Origin of the sequence: Niallia circulans (assembly GCF_007273535.1) — a bacterium.
In the GTDB taxonomy this organism is placed as follows: Bacteria; Bacillota; Bacilli; order Bacillales; family Cytobacillaceae; genus Niallia; species Niallia circulans_B.
In genome coordinates this window covers 59966-74794 of sequence record NZ_CM017506.1, presented here as the reverse complement: position 1 = coordinate 74794, position 14829 = coordinate 59966, and the positions used below count along the sequence as shown (strand labels likewise).

16 protein-coding genes are annotated in these 14829 nt (G+C 33.3%); all 16 read right to left on the bottom strand.

The genetic code is table 11. The annotated features are described in order from the left end of the window. Positions 1-29 precede the first annotated feature (29 nt). A complete protein-coding gene (locus tag CEQ21_RS00910; RefSeq protein WP_185762779.1) occupies positions 30-1472 on the bottom strand; it encodes a hypothetical protein in 1443 nt (480 codons plus the stop codon). A gap of 12 nt (positions 1473-1484) precedes the next feature. Then, positions 1485-2351 (bottom strand): conjugal transfer protein TrbL family protein, encoded by an 867-nt coding sequence (locus CEQ21_RS00905; RefSeq protein ID WP_185762778.1) that lies wholly within the window; start codon positions 2349-2351, stop codon positions 1485-1487. An 11-nt stretch (positions 2352-2362) separates the two neighbouring features. Further along, complete coding sequence (locus tag CEQ21_RS00900; RefSeq protein WP_185762777.1) at positions 2363-3952, bottom strand: VirD4-like conjugal transfer protein, CD1115 family; 1590 nt, start codon at positions 3950-3952, stop codon at positions 2363-2365. Beyond that, complete coding sequence (locus CEQ21_RS00895; RefSeq protein WP_185762776.1) at positions 3952-4380, bottom strand: hypothetical protein; 429 nt, start codon at positions 4378-4380, stop codon at positions 3952-3954. Before CEQ21_RS00895 ends, CEQ21_RS00900 begins: the two co-directional genes overlap by 1 nt. Positions 4381-4389: 9 nt before the next feature. Then, on the bottom strand, positions 4390-4974 hold the full coding sequence (locus CEQ21_RS00890; RefSeq protein WP_185762775.1) for a hypothetical protein: 585 nt from the start codon (positions 4972-4974) through the stop codon (positions 4390-4392). 11 nt (positions 4975-4985) lie between these two features. Next, positions 4986-6053 carry a bifunctional lytic transglycosylase/C40 family peptidase gene (locus CEQ21_RS00885; protein WP_185762774.1) on the bottom strand — a complete coding sequence of 356 codons (1068 nt, stop codon included), beginning with the start codon at positions 6051-6053 and terminating at the stop codon, positions 4986-4988. Further along, a complete protein-coding gene (locus CEQ21_RS00880; protein ID WP_185762773.1) occupies positions 6053-7459 on the bottom strand; it encodes a hypothetical protein in 1407 nt (468 codons plus the stop codon). Before CEQ21_RS00880 ends, CEQ21_RS00885 begins: the two co-directional genes overlap by 1 nt. Then, positions 7460-9442, bottom strand: coding sequence for a VirB4 family type IV secretion system protein (locus CEQ21_RS00875; protein WP_185762772.1), 1983 nt, complete (start codon positions 9440-9442; stop codon positions 7460-7462). A gap of 15 nt (positions 9443-9457) precedes the next feature. After that, positions 9458-10054 (bottom strand): hypothetical protein, encoded by a 597-nt coding sequence (locus tag CEQ21_RS00870; RefSeq protein ID WP_185762771.1) that lies wholly within the window; start codon positions 10052-10054, stop codon positions 9458-9460. Positions 10055-10092: 38 nt separating this feature from the next. Then, positions 10093-10482, bottom strand: coding sequence for a hypothetical protein (locus CEQ21_RS00865; protein WP_185762770.1), 390 nt, complete (start codon positions 10480-10482; stop codon positions 10093-10095). A 62-nt stretch (positions 10483-10544) separates the two neighbouring features. Beyond that, complete coding sequence (locus CEQ21_RS00860) at positions 10545-10898, bottom strand: CagC family type IV secretion system protein (protein ID WP_185762769.1); 354 nt, start codon at positions 10896-10898, stop codon at positions 10545-10547. Positions 10899-10960: 62 nt separating this feature from the next. Then, positions 10961-12091: a hypothetical protein gene (locus CEQ21_RS00855; RefSeq protein WP_185762768.1), complete on the bottom strand. Its 1131-nt coding sequence runs from the start codon at positions 12089-12091 to the stop codon at positions 10961-10963. 95 nt (positions 12092-12186) lie between these two features. Beyond that, positions 12187-13236, bottom strand: a complete 1050-nt coding sequence (locus CEQ21_RS00850; RefSeq protein ID WP_185762767.1) for a WxL protein peptidoglycan domain-containing protein — start codon at positions 13234-13236, stop codon at positions 12187-12189. Between the two features lie 57 nt (positions 13237-13293). Next, positions 13294-13905 carry a hypothetical protein gene (locus CEQ21_RS00845; RefSeq protein ID WP_185762766.1) on the bottom strand — a complete coding sequence of 204 codons (612 nt, stop codon included), beginning with the start codon at positions 13903-13905 and terminating at the stop codon, positions 13294-13296. Beyond that, positions 13905-14525, bottom strand: a complete 621-nt coding sequence (locus CEQ21_RS00840) for a hypothetical protein (RefSeq protein WP_182102361.1) — start codon at positions 14523-14525, stop codon at positions 13905-13907. The genes CEQ21_RS00845 and CEQ21_RS00840 overlap by 1 nt, the downstream gene beginning before the upstream one ends. 43 nt (positions 14526-14568) lie before the next feature. Further along, on the bottom strand, positions 14569-14808 hold the full coding sequence (locus CEQ21_RS00835; RefSeq protein WP_182102362.1) for a hypothetical protein: 240 nt from the start codon (positions 14806-14808) through the stop codon (positions 14569-14571). Positions 14809-14829: the final 21 nt, after the last annotated feature.

Here is a 14829-nt window from a genome sequence, read left to right as displayed (position 1 = left end):
TTTTATATAAAAAGAAGCTAGAGAATGTTCTAGCTTCTTTTAAAAGATGATATTAGATTATCAACATAGTTTTCTATATCCTTAAGTATTGGAAATGTATCACCCAGGTGAAATATATAAATAATCGCAGCTAAAACTACTAAAAAAGCAGCTGTTTTCAAAAGAAATCCAACAAGGCCAAATTGTTTTTTAATCGGACTCTTTTTCATTGCTGCTACATACCTTTTTTCTATTCTGTTTTGTTTATTCATTTCTTTTTCTTTTAGTTTAACCGCCTTTTGAATTTCCTTTTCTTGTTGATCTCGATCTTTTTTCAATTCTTCCATAAACTTAATTTTTTCAAGTGCAATTTTTTCTTCTATCTCCAATTTCTTAGTAGTGGCCTTCTTCTTAGCTTCCTTTGCATCTAATTGTTTCACACGATATGCCTTAAATATCGTATATCCCTTTTTAGAATTACTAATGGTAGACCTAACACTAAATTTTATAAATTGAATTAAAAGTCTCTTTGCTTCCTCAAAATCGAGTTCCTGAAGACGTTCTTTTAAGGTTAATTTTGGTACTACAATGCTAGGAGATGGTAAAACTTCATTTGCTACAGCTATTTCTGGGTCCGAACTAGTGAAGCTTAATAACTCCTTTTGATGCTCTAAATCATCTTTATCTTTTTCAGCTTTTAAAACATTTGCTTTTCTTGTAGATTCGAGCTTCTTTTCTTCTAATGCTTGTAGTTCTTTTTTTCTTTCAAGTTCCTGTTTTTCGAATTCAACTTCTGTATTTGCTAAATCAATTTCTGCCTTTTTTGCATCTTCTTCCACTTGTTTTAATCGCTTTTCATGATCTTCTTTCTTCTTTCGATCAAGCTCTTTTTTTTCTTCCATCCTTTGGTGCGCTTTTATTTTCTCTTCTTCCAACAATCGTACTGCTTCAATGCGTTGAGATTCTTTGACAGCATCTTCTTTTTCTTTTAATGCAATAGACTTCTCCAAAGCTTCTTTTTCGTCCTGGATCTCTTTCATCTTTTTTTGATGTTCTAGCTCTCTTTGCTGACGTTCCTTTTCATCCTTTTTTAATTGTTGTTGAATATTATTCTTTTCAGCTCGCAGTTGTTCTAATTTAGCTTTCTCTTCCACATTATTATTAAAGGAAAACTCATTTTCCGTCTCAATAATTTCCCGATTTTCCACCTTAATTGCATATTCAGTTACTGTTTTAGGAGTATTTGAATTTTGTCTAATAATCTCATAAAGACTTGAAATATCTTTATCTATTGAAATCGTGGAGTTAAAAATACTCTCACCAGATTGAGCCTCTATAATCTTATAGCCCACCTTCATACTCAACCCTGTTTGTTTATATCTTGATACAGATTCTATTAGCATTTCATTTGCTTTAGCAAATGTCTGTGGGGAATCAAATTCAAATCTCCCTTTTTCAGCATTCAATTTCTTTTTATATATAATTAGATACATAAAAGTTCCTCCTTACTTTAATAATTTCGTAAGTAACATTCGGGAACCCATTGAACCAATGCTTCCTGCTCCTCTACCAAGAGAACGAGCACCAGCTTGAGCACTACCCGAACCATACCACATATTTTTAAGTACGGATGGTGACTTTATAATTAATGCTCCTGCTCCAATTGCTAAAAAGATATTTCCACCCGTAAAAAGAATATTTATTATTAAAGTGACTAGGAATAATTTAACTAATAGCGATACTACAATAGATAACAATTCTCTCCACCAAACCTGGAAGTAATTATTATCATCTGCCAGCATAGAAAGGGCGACAGGCGCAATAAGAATTTGCATAACGATATAGTCTGCATAAAAAACACAAACAGAATATAAAAACATTATAAACACAACTAAAAAGAATATTAATGCTACTGATAATACAAATCCCCCAAAACCAAGTACACTTCCAGTAAGAGCTGCCGACATTAAAGTATATCCCGCCTTCCCATCAAAATCCGTTCCAGCTGCAGCAAAATAGTTAGCAATAGGAAGAGCGATCTGCATAAATAAAATTTTAATGAACCATGGTAGCACTAGCATAGCTCCTGCACTTTTGAATAACCTTAAAATGATTTCATCCAAGGGATACTGCTGTGTTCCATTTTGAGTATTAATGATATACTCTATGATTTTATATAAGGCAATGATTACGGCAAAAATACCAGTAAACCACGCAAAAAAGGACATCGTATCATCTACAAAATTTGACTTAGGTAAATCAAAAACTATTTTATTCATCATGGATAAAATCCAGTTCATGAATTCTTCTACCCATGAATTAATAGTATCTTCTAAAAGTCCTTTTAATTTATCGCCAACCCAATCAAACATTTAAGTACACCTCAATTTTTTTGTTCTTGTTCTATTGCATCCAAAACATTCAATGAGTTTTCAAACATATCATTAAAATTTTCTCGTGCATGATCTAGAACCTGATCTTGCTCCATATCAGCTAAATATTGTTCTTCCATTTCTTGTTCGTCTTCATAGTCAAACTCTTCTAAGACATCCATCCGAGTCTCAAATACAGTAACTTCATTTTCGTATAATTCTTGAGCAGCTTTGCTAATTTTCCTTTTATAATCCATCTGAGACACTTCATATTTTTCAACTAGTCCTGGATACAATTTAAATTGAATAGATTTTTTAGCTTTAATTGGATGTTTTCCAGTTATTATTACAAGACTTTCTTTCTCTGACATTGTCCGAATTTCATCAGGGTTCATGAGTAGCCTTTGAGAGTAATTAAAGTTGGCACTATTTGATGTACTTCCTGATTTTCCTCTTGATACTGAATGCCCTCCTGTCTCTACTTTCACAGTAGCTTTTCCTAATTCTTCACTAAAATATCCAGCAGTAGTATTATTAACATTGCCGAGGCATATTTTAATAGCACAGTTACCTAATATTGATTCCGCTTTGTCTTTACCGTACTTATCCATCATTTGAGTATGATTTTGAAGGATTGTACAGCAAGCAATTCGATAACCACGACAGGTTGCCAAAAATTCCTCATAGTTATTGAATTTTCCTAAGTTAGGAAACTCATCTAATAGAAAAACCGTAGGCATTGGCAATCTGGCTTTATTCTTATCTCCAAGTAAGTAAAGTTCTTGGAACATTTGAGTAAAGAAAAGATTTATAAGTCCTTCCCAAGTAGAATCCATTGTTGGTATTAACACATAAAGCGCCACTTTTTTTGTCCCTATATCCTCAAAGAAAAAATCATTTCCACTTGTAAATGCAGCAACCTCATCATCTACATAATCACCAATTGTTGTTAGCAAGCTTATGATAATACTTGCTCTCGTTTTTTCTTGAGATTTCTTAAAACCTAACTCATAACTTCTTCTTGCTGGATGTCGTTTATCTAACTCCATAAACTTCTCATCTAGTTCACTTTCTCCATCTTCATTCGCCTCAGGATCAAACTCTTGAAGAAAATCTAAAATCCCATCCATATTCCTTTTATCTGGATGAAACTCCGATTTTGCATATAGAATTAAAGCTTTTAACAAGCCTAATTGAGCATTAAACCAAATATCTTTTCTTTTAGGATCATTCTTGGCACTTACAATCGTATTAGCAACCGTTGTTGCATCAAGGTCCTTTCTTACATATCCAAAGGGATTATAATGGTCAGATATCCCCATATTTTTAAAGTTTACAACCCGAACCTCATACCCCTGAGCTTCCTTAATTTTTGCGGTCTTTTCATAAACCTCCCCTTTCGGATCAGTAACAACAATACTGCAGTCCGTTATATTAATCATGTTGGTTAATACAAAAGATTGTGTTTTAAATGAACCTGGACCGCCTACTACATAGTAGTTCCTGTTAGCTAATTTGCTTGTCTCATGTTGAATTAAAGCTTTTCCATCTTTAATTCCCATTACTATTCCACTTGCATTTGTTTTTTCAGTAGTTGCCATTATTTCACCTCATTATCCTTAGCCTTCAGTGTCTTTTTAAGTTCGTCATACATACTTTTACTTGGCAAAATAGTAATTTGATCAGGAACTTTGAAAATTTCTGTATTTCTGGCCCATCTAGAAGAACCTTGAACCCCATATTTATCCCCAACGTTTTCATAGTCTTTATGACGGGTCTTAAATAGTATATAGATGAATAAAACAAACGCAGCCGCAGTTGAGACATACAACATTGGATTCTTTTCTTCATGCATTTCATTAATATTTTCAAATGGGTGAACCAGAATATTTATAGAATAATCTCCTAATACCTCTGTACTAAATTCTTTTTTATGCTCCGCAATAAAAGGAAAAAAACCTGCAATGAACAAAGAAAAGTAAAATAAAAAGATAAAAAGTAAGGTGAAAATTATCATCTTTAATTTCATAATGTTACCTCAACTTTCTGACATAGAAGCAAACGTGCCTAATACTTCTAGAGAGATGATTTTTTGTTTTCCTTCGTCTTCAGCAACGGTTACTTCAAATATTTGTGTAGTTTCTGGACTATCGACACCATCAATCGTATAAACGGTATCCAATACTACCAATCCAGTCAGTTCTTTGTTTTTAGCTGACATATATAACTTCATATTGCTAATATTATTTTCAAATTTTATGTTTGGGGTATCAGGTACACCAGCAGACATCAATTGTCCATAGACATCCTCATTCACATAGGCTTTTATCTTTTCAAATTTCTCCTTATATGTACCTGTAGAGTAGTTATATTGAGTATTAAAGAAGCTTTCTACCGTTTTCTTTGCTTCCTCATTTCCTGCTAATTGTTGATCTGTTATTGCTCCTTCAGCCTTATCTAAACCATTTTCTAGATCTTTTACTTGAGCTTTTAAATCTTTATTTACTTTTTCGACTTTTTGATTTTCTTTACTCTCACTACTAACGTTGAAGCCTAATGCTATATTGCTAAAAATAGAAACGACCAGCATTATAACTAGTGCGACTAAAATTTTTGTATTCATTCCTGTTCCTCCTATTTAACAACTCGACCGAAACCAGCCAAATGTTGTTTCCAGTAGCCTTGATTCCAATTCGAATACCCAATACCACCATTGTTAGCGTCGTACATTCTTTTCTCATCCACGTAAATGCCTACATGCGTAATAGAGCTAGCTGGACGACTAGGATTCGTCCCCTTGAAGAATACTAGATCCCCAGGTTGTGGTTCTGCTACTGGTATAGAATGGGCTTCCTGTTCTGCTGCAGTTCTCGGCAAATCATATCCAAGTAATTTAAACGCATATTGCACTAACCCACTACAATCAAAACCAATCTTTGGACTTGATCCACCCCAGGTATAAGACCAGCCATCGTATTTTTGTACTTCTGTCATTAAATCTTGATAGGCCTCCGCACCTAAAGCTGAAGCATCTACATTGCCAATATCACCTGTTCCAGATCCTGGAGCAGAAAGATATTGCTGAACAAGCATGACATAGTACATGTTTCCGTATGCATAGCGAACGTTCCCGTTAAAATCGGCCACTGGATTGCTGTACTTAACTGTCTTACCTCCTGCTTGTTTGCTAGAAAAGGCACTAGCTAGTTCAAAGGAATATTGCTTCCCATTTTTACCCACATAACTATTAAACCCAGAACCAAAGTTGTAACTTTGCACAGGAGTCCAAAAATCTAAGTCACTTTTCCGAGCGCTTTTTACTGCACTTGCCAAATGAGAAACTCCAGCATCAATAGAAACCATTGGATCAGTGATTGAATTAGGAGGAAGTCCAAGTGATTCTGAACTCTGCATAATATCTAATCCTTCTCCACCTGTTTCCACCATCATGATGGCTAAAATAACATCGACATACTCTGGTATTCCGTACTCTTCTGCATATTCAGCTACTACAGGTTTCCATGCTAAAACAGATTCATTTACTTTGGCAGTTCCAGAATTCCCTTGATCGCCCCCAACTAGCAACATGACACCAATAACCATAACCATAAAAAAAGCTAGTACGATAAGTACTAGCTTCTTCCAATGTTTCTTTGCTTGTTGGGCTGCAGTTAAGGCGATTTTAACTGTTACAGCATCCATTAATCATCCATCCCTAATTCTTCATCTACCTTAATAAGCTGCTTCTGTAAATCAACTAGATTATCCTCTGACTCCTTCAATTCTTTTTCCCTTTTTGCCTTTTCTTCTTCAGTTTCTGCAAAGTTATCATCCTGATTTAAAAATGAAATTTGTTCATTTAGACTACTAACCTCAATTTCTAACTTTGATTTCTTTATTAATTGATCTACCTGTTTTTCCTCCGATTTAGTCAACTGGAAGCTTTCGGAATTTTTCATTCTTTCCAATGTTTCTTTTGAAGAAATAAAGTCTTCATGCTCTATAAAAGCTAGAGCCAATCTTTGAAGAGTTTCCTTATCTTCAATAAGTGGTGCTTTTGATGCCAAATCATCAGCATTAAATTCAACAATTTCTTTTTCTATATTTAAATATGCTGATTTTGATTTCAAATCTAATAGTTTCTCTTTTTGTTCTATTTTGTATAAGTAAGAAACAACATATTTTTCAATATTTTTATCGTAGGCAATAGCGTCATCAAATTTCCCAGCTTCTACAAGCATTGTTGCGATATCTTCAGGATTGTCCCCTTTTTTCTTCATTAGTTCTTTTGCCTTTTTGGTATCTCCGCTTGATACAGCAAAAGTTAACTCGTTATCTAGTTTCATTGCAGCTATATCATTCCTATAATCAGCTGCAACAGATTTCTCCACCTGTTTCACAGAACCAGCAAATAATAGACCTAACACGATTACACCTAAGCCCCATAGATAAAACTTTCGTTTCTTCCCCTTTTTTTTGCTGATAGCTTGGAATTGAACCTTTTCGTAAAATCTTGATTGTTCTTTTTCTAGTTCGTTATCTACTAAGGTCTTAAGTTCCGAAAAAGATGTAACAGCATTAACCGTAAACATAAACTCGTTATTTTCTTTTCTTAACAAATTATCTTTATTAACTAAAAACCTTTTATAGGAAAATTTATCACTAAAGAACCCTAAGACAAACAACTTATATTGTTCCAATGTACTTAAATCTTTATGGTATGGCAGATATCCATTTGAACGATACAGCACCTTTATATCCTTAAAGCTTTTGAAAAAGACATTAGTTAAATCTAAATATGTCATACCATCTGCTTCTAATAAGGGATCTGTATCCAAAAGATTTTTTATTAATTGCAGTTTAATTACTGGAACATACTTTTTAGCATTCTCCAACGATTGATAAACATTAGGTATATTGTAAATCAAATAGATTTTATTATTTTGTCGACTAATACTTTCTACATCAAAAAAACCTGGTAGCGATTGCTCCAAGTCTTCTATTTCATCAAGGCTAGAAACCTTCGTAAACTTTTCGTCAATTTCTATCTTATATTCACTCTTATTGACGTAAAGAGTAAGGTTATCCATCATCGTTATTTTTTTCATTTAGAACCCCTCAACTCTATTCAACTCATTTGTTAGTTGACTAATTTCATTTTGAGAAAGTAATACTTTATCAGACCAGTCGGGTATTTCCTTTGCACTACGTCCTGTTTTTTCTTCGTATTTAGCTGGATTTAATAACCGCAATTCTTCCTCCGTCAAAACAACTTTTAATAAAGCTCGTTGGGAACCATATATAATTAGCGCTTCCCCTTGTTTTTTGGCTTGTAGAAAATGAATTTCTTTATCGGATAATGGAATTTTTAAACGGTTGATTATTTGTTGAACTTCCCGTGGCTCAAAACCAAACATTACTTTTGTATAGCTATTACCTACAATAGCCTCACCAATTCCCCCAGGCGCATCGAGGAGGTCCTGAATTTGTTGAGTGGTGACAGTTGCACCAGCATTATATTTTCTAAATCGTTTATATGCTTGAAAAAAGAAGTCTGCACTTTCTGGATTTTTCAATAAGAAATGAAACTCATCGCAATATAGCTCATCCGATTGAGAAATATCACTTGTGAAAAGCTCCCATAAATAACTAAATGTATTTAAATATGCAGCAGCCTGTAATTCTTTTTCTGTTTGTAATGGTTTAAGATTAAAGGAAATAATTTTTGCGCTCATGTCTACATTGGTATATCCATTAAAAAGTGTACTAGAACCATAGACCATGTCTTCTAAAATAAAACAATAACGTTCTATTAATTCAAATTTTTTCATATCCGTTTCTTTTAATGCCAATAAGGCATTTAAAAGATTTTCTAAAATTGGCCAATCTTCATTACTCATTTGGTCTAAGTCTTTTTTCTCTCTAAATTCCTCATAAAGATCCATTGATATATTGGATATAATGGACAATTGAACCTGGTCCATATCTGCCATGTTTACCTTATGAAAACCCTTTAAGCGATTAACTTTTTGCCTTATTAAATTATCAACTTCTTTATCAGTTAGTTGACGGCTTCTAATCACATTATCATCATCTGAGTCTAATGCTTGGGAAAGAATTTCAAAGGGATTCATACGAGTAGGGCTGGCACTTGATAAATCAATAACAGTCCCATCATAAGCAATGACATCTTTTGAATATTCATCTTCTGGATCAATAATGTAGATATTATCCTTTCCTTCCGCAATTTTTCTGAGTACATTACTTTTTTGATAAGTCGATTTCCCCCCGCCCGAAGTACCCAAGACAATTTTGTTTCGATTCAATGTTCTGCCTCGATCTTTATAATCTATTGCAATCCAGGAGTTTGTTTCTTTATTTATTCCTTCAATAGTTGCTCTTGGAGTTAAATCGCAAATTTCGTTATCGTCAAAGGGGAAGAAAGAGCTAGCACTAACAGTATTAGTCATAGCATATGTGTACTCTTGCAAATTATTTATACCTAATGGAAAAGAAGAAAAGTAAGCATCATCAATCCTCCTATAGGGTGTAATTGCTTTTAAATTAATTTTAATCAATACTCTATTCAAACTCTCTTCAAGAGAACGCAGTTCTGACTCTGATTGCGCCTGTAATAGTATATAGGTGTAAAGATATATAAAAGCACTCTTTTCATCTAGAGATTGTTCCAACTGCTTTTTGGCCGTATTTAATTCTCTTTTTATTTGTTCTCTTCTTTGGTAATCTAATGTCTTTAATAGTTCTGCTTCCTTGTTTTTTATTGTCTCATTATAATGTCTATTCAACACTTCACCGTTTGCTGGTTCAAGATGCTGAGAAATCGTAATATTGCCTTTCAATCGTTTTAATGGTGATAACCAGTTCCCTGTTGGTTCAGATGGATAACTAAGTATTACATATGGTTTTATATAGTTTCCACTAGCTGCAATATATTCTCGATTCAATTCAAATACAAAGGGATATCTACTTTCAATGACATCCTTATCAATTAAACCGCTAATCTGATTTTCTTCTTTTAATCTCGGCTCACTTTTTTGTTTCATTCCAAATATTGATGATAATAAACCCACTGTTTGCACCTTCTTTTAATGTTGATTGTAGATAGACGTTTTATAATCTAGAAATTGATGTAGTACGGATAATGCTTCATTAGCACTTAATACTTCCTGTTGGCTGTCATAAGCATTTAATACCTGATGAATCGCTCTTATTATTTCTTCTCTTTTTTCTGTTAATCTTCTTTCAGCTTCTTGTAAATATTCAAGTGTAGGCTTCTTTAATTTTTCTTTAAGTACAATAAAGTGAGCTTTTACAGCCATACTTAAATCAGTTTCTTTTTGCTGATATTCATATAAGTAACTAGCCCTAAGTTGTCGTAGGTTTTCGTTCACTTCATTATCTTGCGAAGATTTCACATGTTGAAGTTTCCATTTATGTAGATATGGCCCCATTTTTATTGGAACTGTCATAGAAACTGTCTGTGGACGGTAATGAATATTTTGAGCCAAAAATGCTCCATATTCATCAAAGATGGAATTCTGCTCATAAAGAGATAACAAATCAAAATTCACACCTTTTACTTTTATAATGGTGATCAGAGCATGTTCCTTTAAATAAATAAAATCGGAATATACTCCCTCAATTGGACTAATATCATTGAAGGAAATTTCTTTCTCGCTCAAACTATTCACTCCTATATTTCATTTTTGCTGGTTATAAATTAATTTAAAAATTTATCCTTAGGTTTGACGAAATACATCTTCTTTTTCTTTTGATAATCAAGAAATTCTTTAATAAAGTCTTTCGCTCGTATGTTATCCCTAAATTTCACAGGACGATAATTCACATAAATTACTGGAAGAATAATAATTAATACAATAAAAACAGCTTTAATAAGCCAAAAGCCAATAGAATTGTAGGGTGGAATAGCTCCAATCCCTACTGAAATCAATAATGCTGGAAGGATATAAAAAAGTAACTCTTTTATTGTCATATTTGCTAATACTTTGTACTGGTTGTCTACATTCTTGGGGAAAAACCACTTGCGTCCCCTTTTTTCATTGCCATCTATCATTTCTAATAAGACTTGTTTCACTTGGTCTTGATCCATATGTATCACTACTCCTTAAAAAAATAAGAGAAAGCTTTTAATAAGCTTTCTCTTGTTGGTTATTATTTGAACAAAGAATATACCCAAGGAGCAATCCAAATGATGGCTGCAGATGCTGCAACAGCTGCTAGTACTCCACCAAGAGCTTTCCACATCTCATTTTTCGTATGTGGATCATCAATGTTAGGCAAGTGTTTAACGATAATTTTCAGTGCAGCTACAACACCAACGATAACTGCAATAGCTGTTAATACTGACTGAATTGCAGTTCCTGCGTTTTTCAATTTAGTTTGAACAGAACCTGTTGTTTCCGCTGCAAAACTTGCATCAGGTAATAACATAAACACCAGACAAGCAAAAGCTACTAGAAATATAGGTTTCCAATTTACATTTTCAAACTTTTTAATAGATAACATATTAATAACTCCTTTATTAAAGCAAGCACTAATAAAGTGCTTGCTTCTTTCCATTTAATATTTTAAATTTGTAATTCTAATTCTTTTTCTTTTGTTTTTACTTCGACTTTTGGGGCATCAGTTTTTTGTACTTGTTGAATACTATTCTTTAAGTCCCTATATATAGATTGATAAACTTCAGGATGTTTATCTTTAACAATATTTAAAAAAGTCTTTAACCCATTGTTTTCTTTTTTCAACTGTTTAATTAACGTATCACTTGGAACCTCATCACCTTCATTCTGAGAACCGATAATACCATCAGGAACCGTTTTAACGGCTGGGGAATCCTGTTTATCTATATTCTGTTTTAAATCTTTCTCAGAAGGCTCTTGTGTCTTATCTAACGATGCCGTTTGTTCCATTCTCCTGTTACGTAATTCTTTAGTTAACTGCAAATCTGCAATGTTGAAATTTTCTACAATTTCACGATTTTTCGACTTATGAACAGGTTTCTCACTATCTATGTAACGATACTCCAGCGCACCTTCTCCAGTATTTAAGTCAACCGTTAACTTGTGATAATCATTTGATTGTCGACTAGCCGCCATGGTTAAAATCCATTCATTTCCTTGAGTAAATTCATTTTGTACATCAGTAAATAAATTGTTGTGCTTTTCCTTTAGTGTTTCCAAATATGGCTTCATTAGATTTTTTAATTCTGTTTTCAAGTACTTATTTCCTGATTCAGTACTAAGATTCTGTTCGGGTATTCCTGTTTTTTCTATAAGTGAATACTTTTCATCTAGAGTATCGGTAAAGTTTTTAATCTTGTCATTTACACTCTGAACCTTAGAAGCAATCTTATTATGAATATCAATTTTGATATCATTTATTTTATTCTCAATTCCAGTGCGAACTTGTTCTTTCGTATCTACCACTACCTGCTTTAAACCATCAGTAAGATCAGTAAATACTTTTTTTAACTTTCCAACAATATTCATTTCTAATTGAGGAATTTCCTTTAAAGGAGCCTTTTCCATTTTCTCTGTGAATTCTGTTAAAAGCTTCTCCATTTTCAAGAAATGTTTATCTAATAAGGTAGATATTGCAGGTTCTTCAGGAGACAATCCTTTTCTCTCAAGAACACTCTTTAATTCTTCTACTCCCTGATTTACAACATCCATGACTGGATGAGCTTGCTGCTTTTCCATTTATAAAACCCCCTTCTATAATTTTTTGAAATCTTTGAACTTTTCTATATCACCACCTTTAAAGGGCTAGGTACCTCAATCATTCTTCAGTCTTTTTATTTTTTATACTTCTTCATCACTTTTCTTTGTCTCAAAATGATTAACACCAGTATAAGAAATACAACAAAAGCTCCTATTAATGTACCTACAAGCAACCCGTTAGAATTGCTTTCCACTACAATTTTTTCATCATCGAATGTTTGTTTTTCCACCTCTTCTACTTCTTTTTTAGCAATAGAAAAATCAAAGGACTTTTTACTACTATTTTTGTTAAAAGTGGTTTCTACAGATGCCTTGTAATCACCACTGGATAGATCTCCATTCCAAGGGATTTCTAAAGTTGTCTTTGATTTTGGAGCTAGCTGTAAGTTTGTTTGAAAAGAGAACACCTTTGAAGCATCTTTTAAAACTGTAATATCGATTTTGCCTCCATCTACTAAAGCAGCATTATCATTTTCTACATCAATTTTTAAATTACCGTCTTCTTGTCTCACAGATTTAACGAAAGACTTAGCTAATGATTTGTTATCAATTGCAGTTGGCTTTCCTATCGTAAATTCAATAGGTAGTATTTTTTCAATTTCATAATTTGTTTCAATTGTGCCTGTCTGTTTTTCCTCATTACTAATACTTGTAGATTCTCCAGATTGTTCTTCTCTAAAAGAAATGGCACCTAAATAGGTGCCATCTTCTAAATCTTTTGTATTTAAATTAAAGGGAATAACCTTCTCTTCATTAGCTTTAAGTTCTACAGTTTCATCAATACTCAAATGGGAGGCCACTTCATATCCCTTCTCTGTATACTGATTGTTATCTGAACCGTTTATAAACCCAATTGAACCCCCACTTTCAGTAATAGCATTTAATGGTTGTGTACTTAATGTAATAGCTTTATTGGAATCATTGCGAATACGAAAAGATAAAGGATAATTGCTGTCTTCTTTTAGTGATAACTGAAATCTACCTGTTTGATTTGGATTTTGATTATCTTCGTAGATAGGAGTAATGATGTAATTACTTCCTATTGTTTTATCGTTGTCTTTGGCAAAAGAAATGGAAGGAATACAGAGAAGTAAAATTGATATTAATAAAGTTATTTTTTTCATATCTAATGTCACCCTTTCTTTAAGCCAGAAGTTTCGCTCCTGGCTTTCTATTATGTGTTACAGCCCTTGAACCACACTAAATGTAATCGTAGTTTCATAAGGTGTCGGAGTTGTTGGATAGTTGATTAGATCGACCATATTTTTATTAGGTGTTATTGTTGTTGTTATTTCATTTACTGCATTTATAGTGGTCGTTCCAGATTGCGTTCCACCATATAGCGTTGCTGTCATTTTATCTATTACAGCTCCTGAAACTGTTCTTGTTATATTCGTATTAGAGATTGCTTCTGAGGTAACACGATACTGAATGGTATTTCTAACTATTGCCGAAGTTCCTGATTTAAAGCCTCCAGCAGGTGCTTTCTCTGTTAATGGAGTAGCCGATAACTTCAGTGACCACGCACTATTAGTTCCTGTAAGATCTTCAACTTTAATTTCTGGAAACTTTGCTAACACTATTTTTTGTGTTTCTGCACTTACAGTTACTAATGGATTTAATATTTGTGGATTACTAATTGTTAAATAGATCCCTTGGCTCTGGACTCCAGCTGTTGCCGTAGTTACATATTGATCTGCAGCAGCTGCCTTTGTATTGAAAAGAACAATGCAGATAACAAAAGAAGACAAAAGAGAAATTAGTCTCTTTTGTCTCATACTAACCTTACGCATTATAGGCCCTGTACTACACTTAGCTTAACAGTAGTTTCATAAGGAGTTGGACCACCTGGATAGTTAACAGGATCTACAGTTACCTTATTTGGTGCAACTGTCACATAAATTTCATTATCTGCAGTTATTGTCGTTGTTCCCCCTGCATTACTACCAGAATATAAAGTAGTGGATGTCTCTCCAGCAAGGTTAATACCAGAAGTTCCACTGAATGTTACATTTGGATTGGATATGGTTGAAGAATTTGTTTTAAGTACCATAGAATTAAATGGTTTTAAAGCTGATGAACCTGTTTTAAAACCACCACTTGGTGTTTTTTCGGTTAATTCAGTAGCACTAACTTTCAAAGAGAAATTAGAACCAGTACCTGTTAAATCTTCTACATTTATTGTTGGGATTTTTCCAATGACTACCTTTTGTGTAGAAGTACCTACAGTAACTGTTGGGTTTAGATCTTGAGGACTTGTCAAGGAAACATTATACCCTCCACTCTGAATACCTGTAGATGCCTTTGTTGTTGCTTGTTCAGCTGCAAACGCTGAATTACCTCCGAATAAAAACCCTAATGACATAACTCCTGTTAATGCTAATATCCCAAATTTACTTTTCGATAATCTCATGTTCTTAATACCTCTTTCAAAATAGTTTTAATATCCCTTAATTTTAGGCAACGTTTTTAAATACTGATTGGACACTATCCAATACCATATTAGGGCTTGCGAAGTTTACTACTTTAGGTAAAGAAGTAATCATGCCGATTGTATTAATTTTATTGTTCATAACATCCACTAATGATTCGAATACAGCTGGCAGTGCTACAGCTAATATACTTCCAATTGCCACTCCAATAATTAATGAATAAATCCCGTTAATACTGCGATCTGCATTTGCTTCAAAACTCATAATCAAAAAACTCCCTTTTCT

What these genes read in the sequence shown, in the direction of transcription:
- CEQ21_RS00905 (WP_185762778.1), bottom strand. Translation starts at nt 2,351, where the DNA reads ATGTTTGATTGGGTTGGCGATAAATTAAAAGGACTTTTAGAAGATACT.
- CEQ21_RS00900 (WP_185762777.1), bottom strand. Translation starts at nt 3,952, where the DNA reads ATGGCAACTACTGAAAAAACAAATGCAAGTGGAATAGTAATGGGAATT.
- CEQ21_RS00850 (WP_185762767.1), bottom strand. Translation starts at nt 13,236, where the DNA reads ATGAAAAAAATAACTTTATTAATATCAATTTTACTTCTCTGTATTCCT.
- CEQ21_RS00840 (WP_182102361.1), bottom strand. Translation starts at nt 14,525, where the DNA reads ATGAGATTATCGAAAAGTAAATTTGGGATATTAGCATTAACAGGAGTT.
- CEQ21_RS00860 (WP_185762769.1), bottom strand. Translation starts at nt 10,898, where the DNA reads ATGTTATCTATTAAAAAGTTTGAAAATGTAAATTGGAAACCTATATTT.
- CEQ21_RS00910 (WP_185762779.1), bottom strand. Translation starts at nt 1,472, where the DNA reads ATGTATCTAATTATATATAAAAAGAAATTGAATGCTGAAAAAGGGAGA.
- CEQ21_RS00855 (WP_185762768.1), bottom strand. Translation starts at nt 12,091, where the DNA reads ATGGAAAAGCAGCAAGCTCATCCAGTCATGGATGTTGTAAATCAGGGA.
- CEQ21_RS00845 (WP_185762766.1), bottom strand. Translation starts at nt 13,905, where the DNA reads ATGCGTAAGGTTAGTATGAGACAAAAGAGACTAATTTCTCTTTTGTCT.
- CEQ21_RS00880 (WP_185762773.1), bottom strand. Translation starts at nt 7,459, where the DNA reads ATGAAAAAAATAACGATGATGGATAACCTTACTCTTTACGTCAATAAG.
- CEQ21_RS00865 (WP_185762770.1), bottom strand. Translation starts at nt 10,482, where the DNA reads ATGGATCAAGACCAAGTGAAACAAGTCTTATTAGAAATGATAGATGGC.
- CEQ21_RS00885 (WP_185762774.1), bottom strand. Translation starts at nt 6,053, where the DNA reads ATGGATGCTGTAACAGTTAAAATCGCCTTAACTGCAGCCCAACAAGCA.
- CEQ21_RS00890 (WP_185762775.1), bottom strand. Translation starts at nt 4,974, where the DNA reads ATGAATACAAAAATTTTAGTCGCACTAGTTATAATGCTGGTCGTTTCT.
- CEQ21_RS00895 (WP_185762776.1), bottom strand. Translation starts at nt 4,380, where the DNA reads ATGAAATTAAAGATGATAATTTTCACCTTACTTTTTATCTTTTTATTT.
- CEQ21_RS00835 (WP_182102362.1), bottom strand. Translation starts at nt 14,808, where the DNA reads ATGAGTTTTGAAGCAAATGCAGATCGCAGTATTAACGGGATTTATTCA.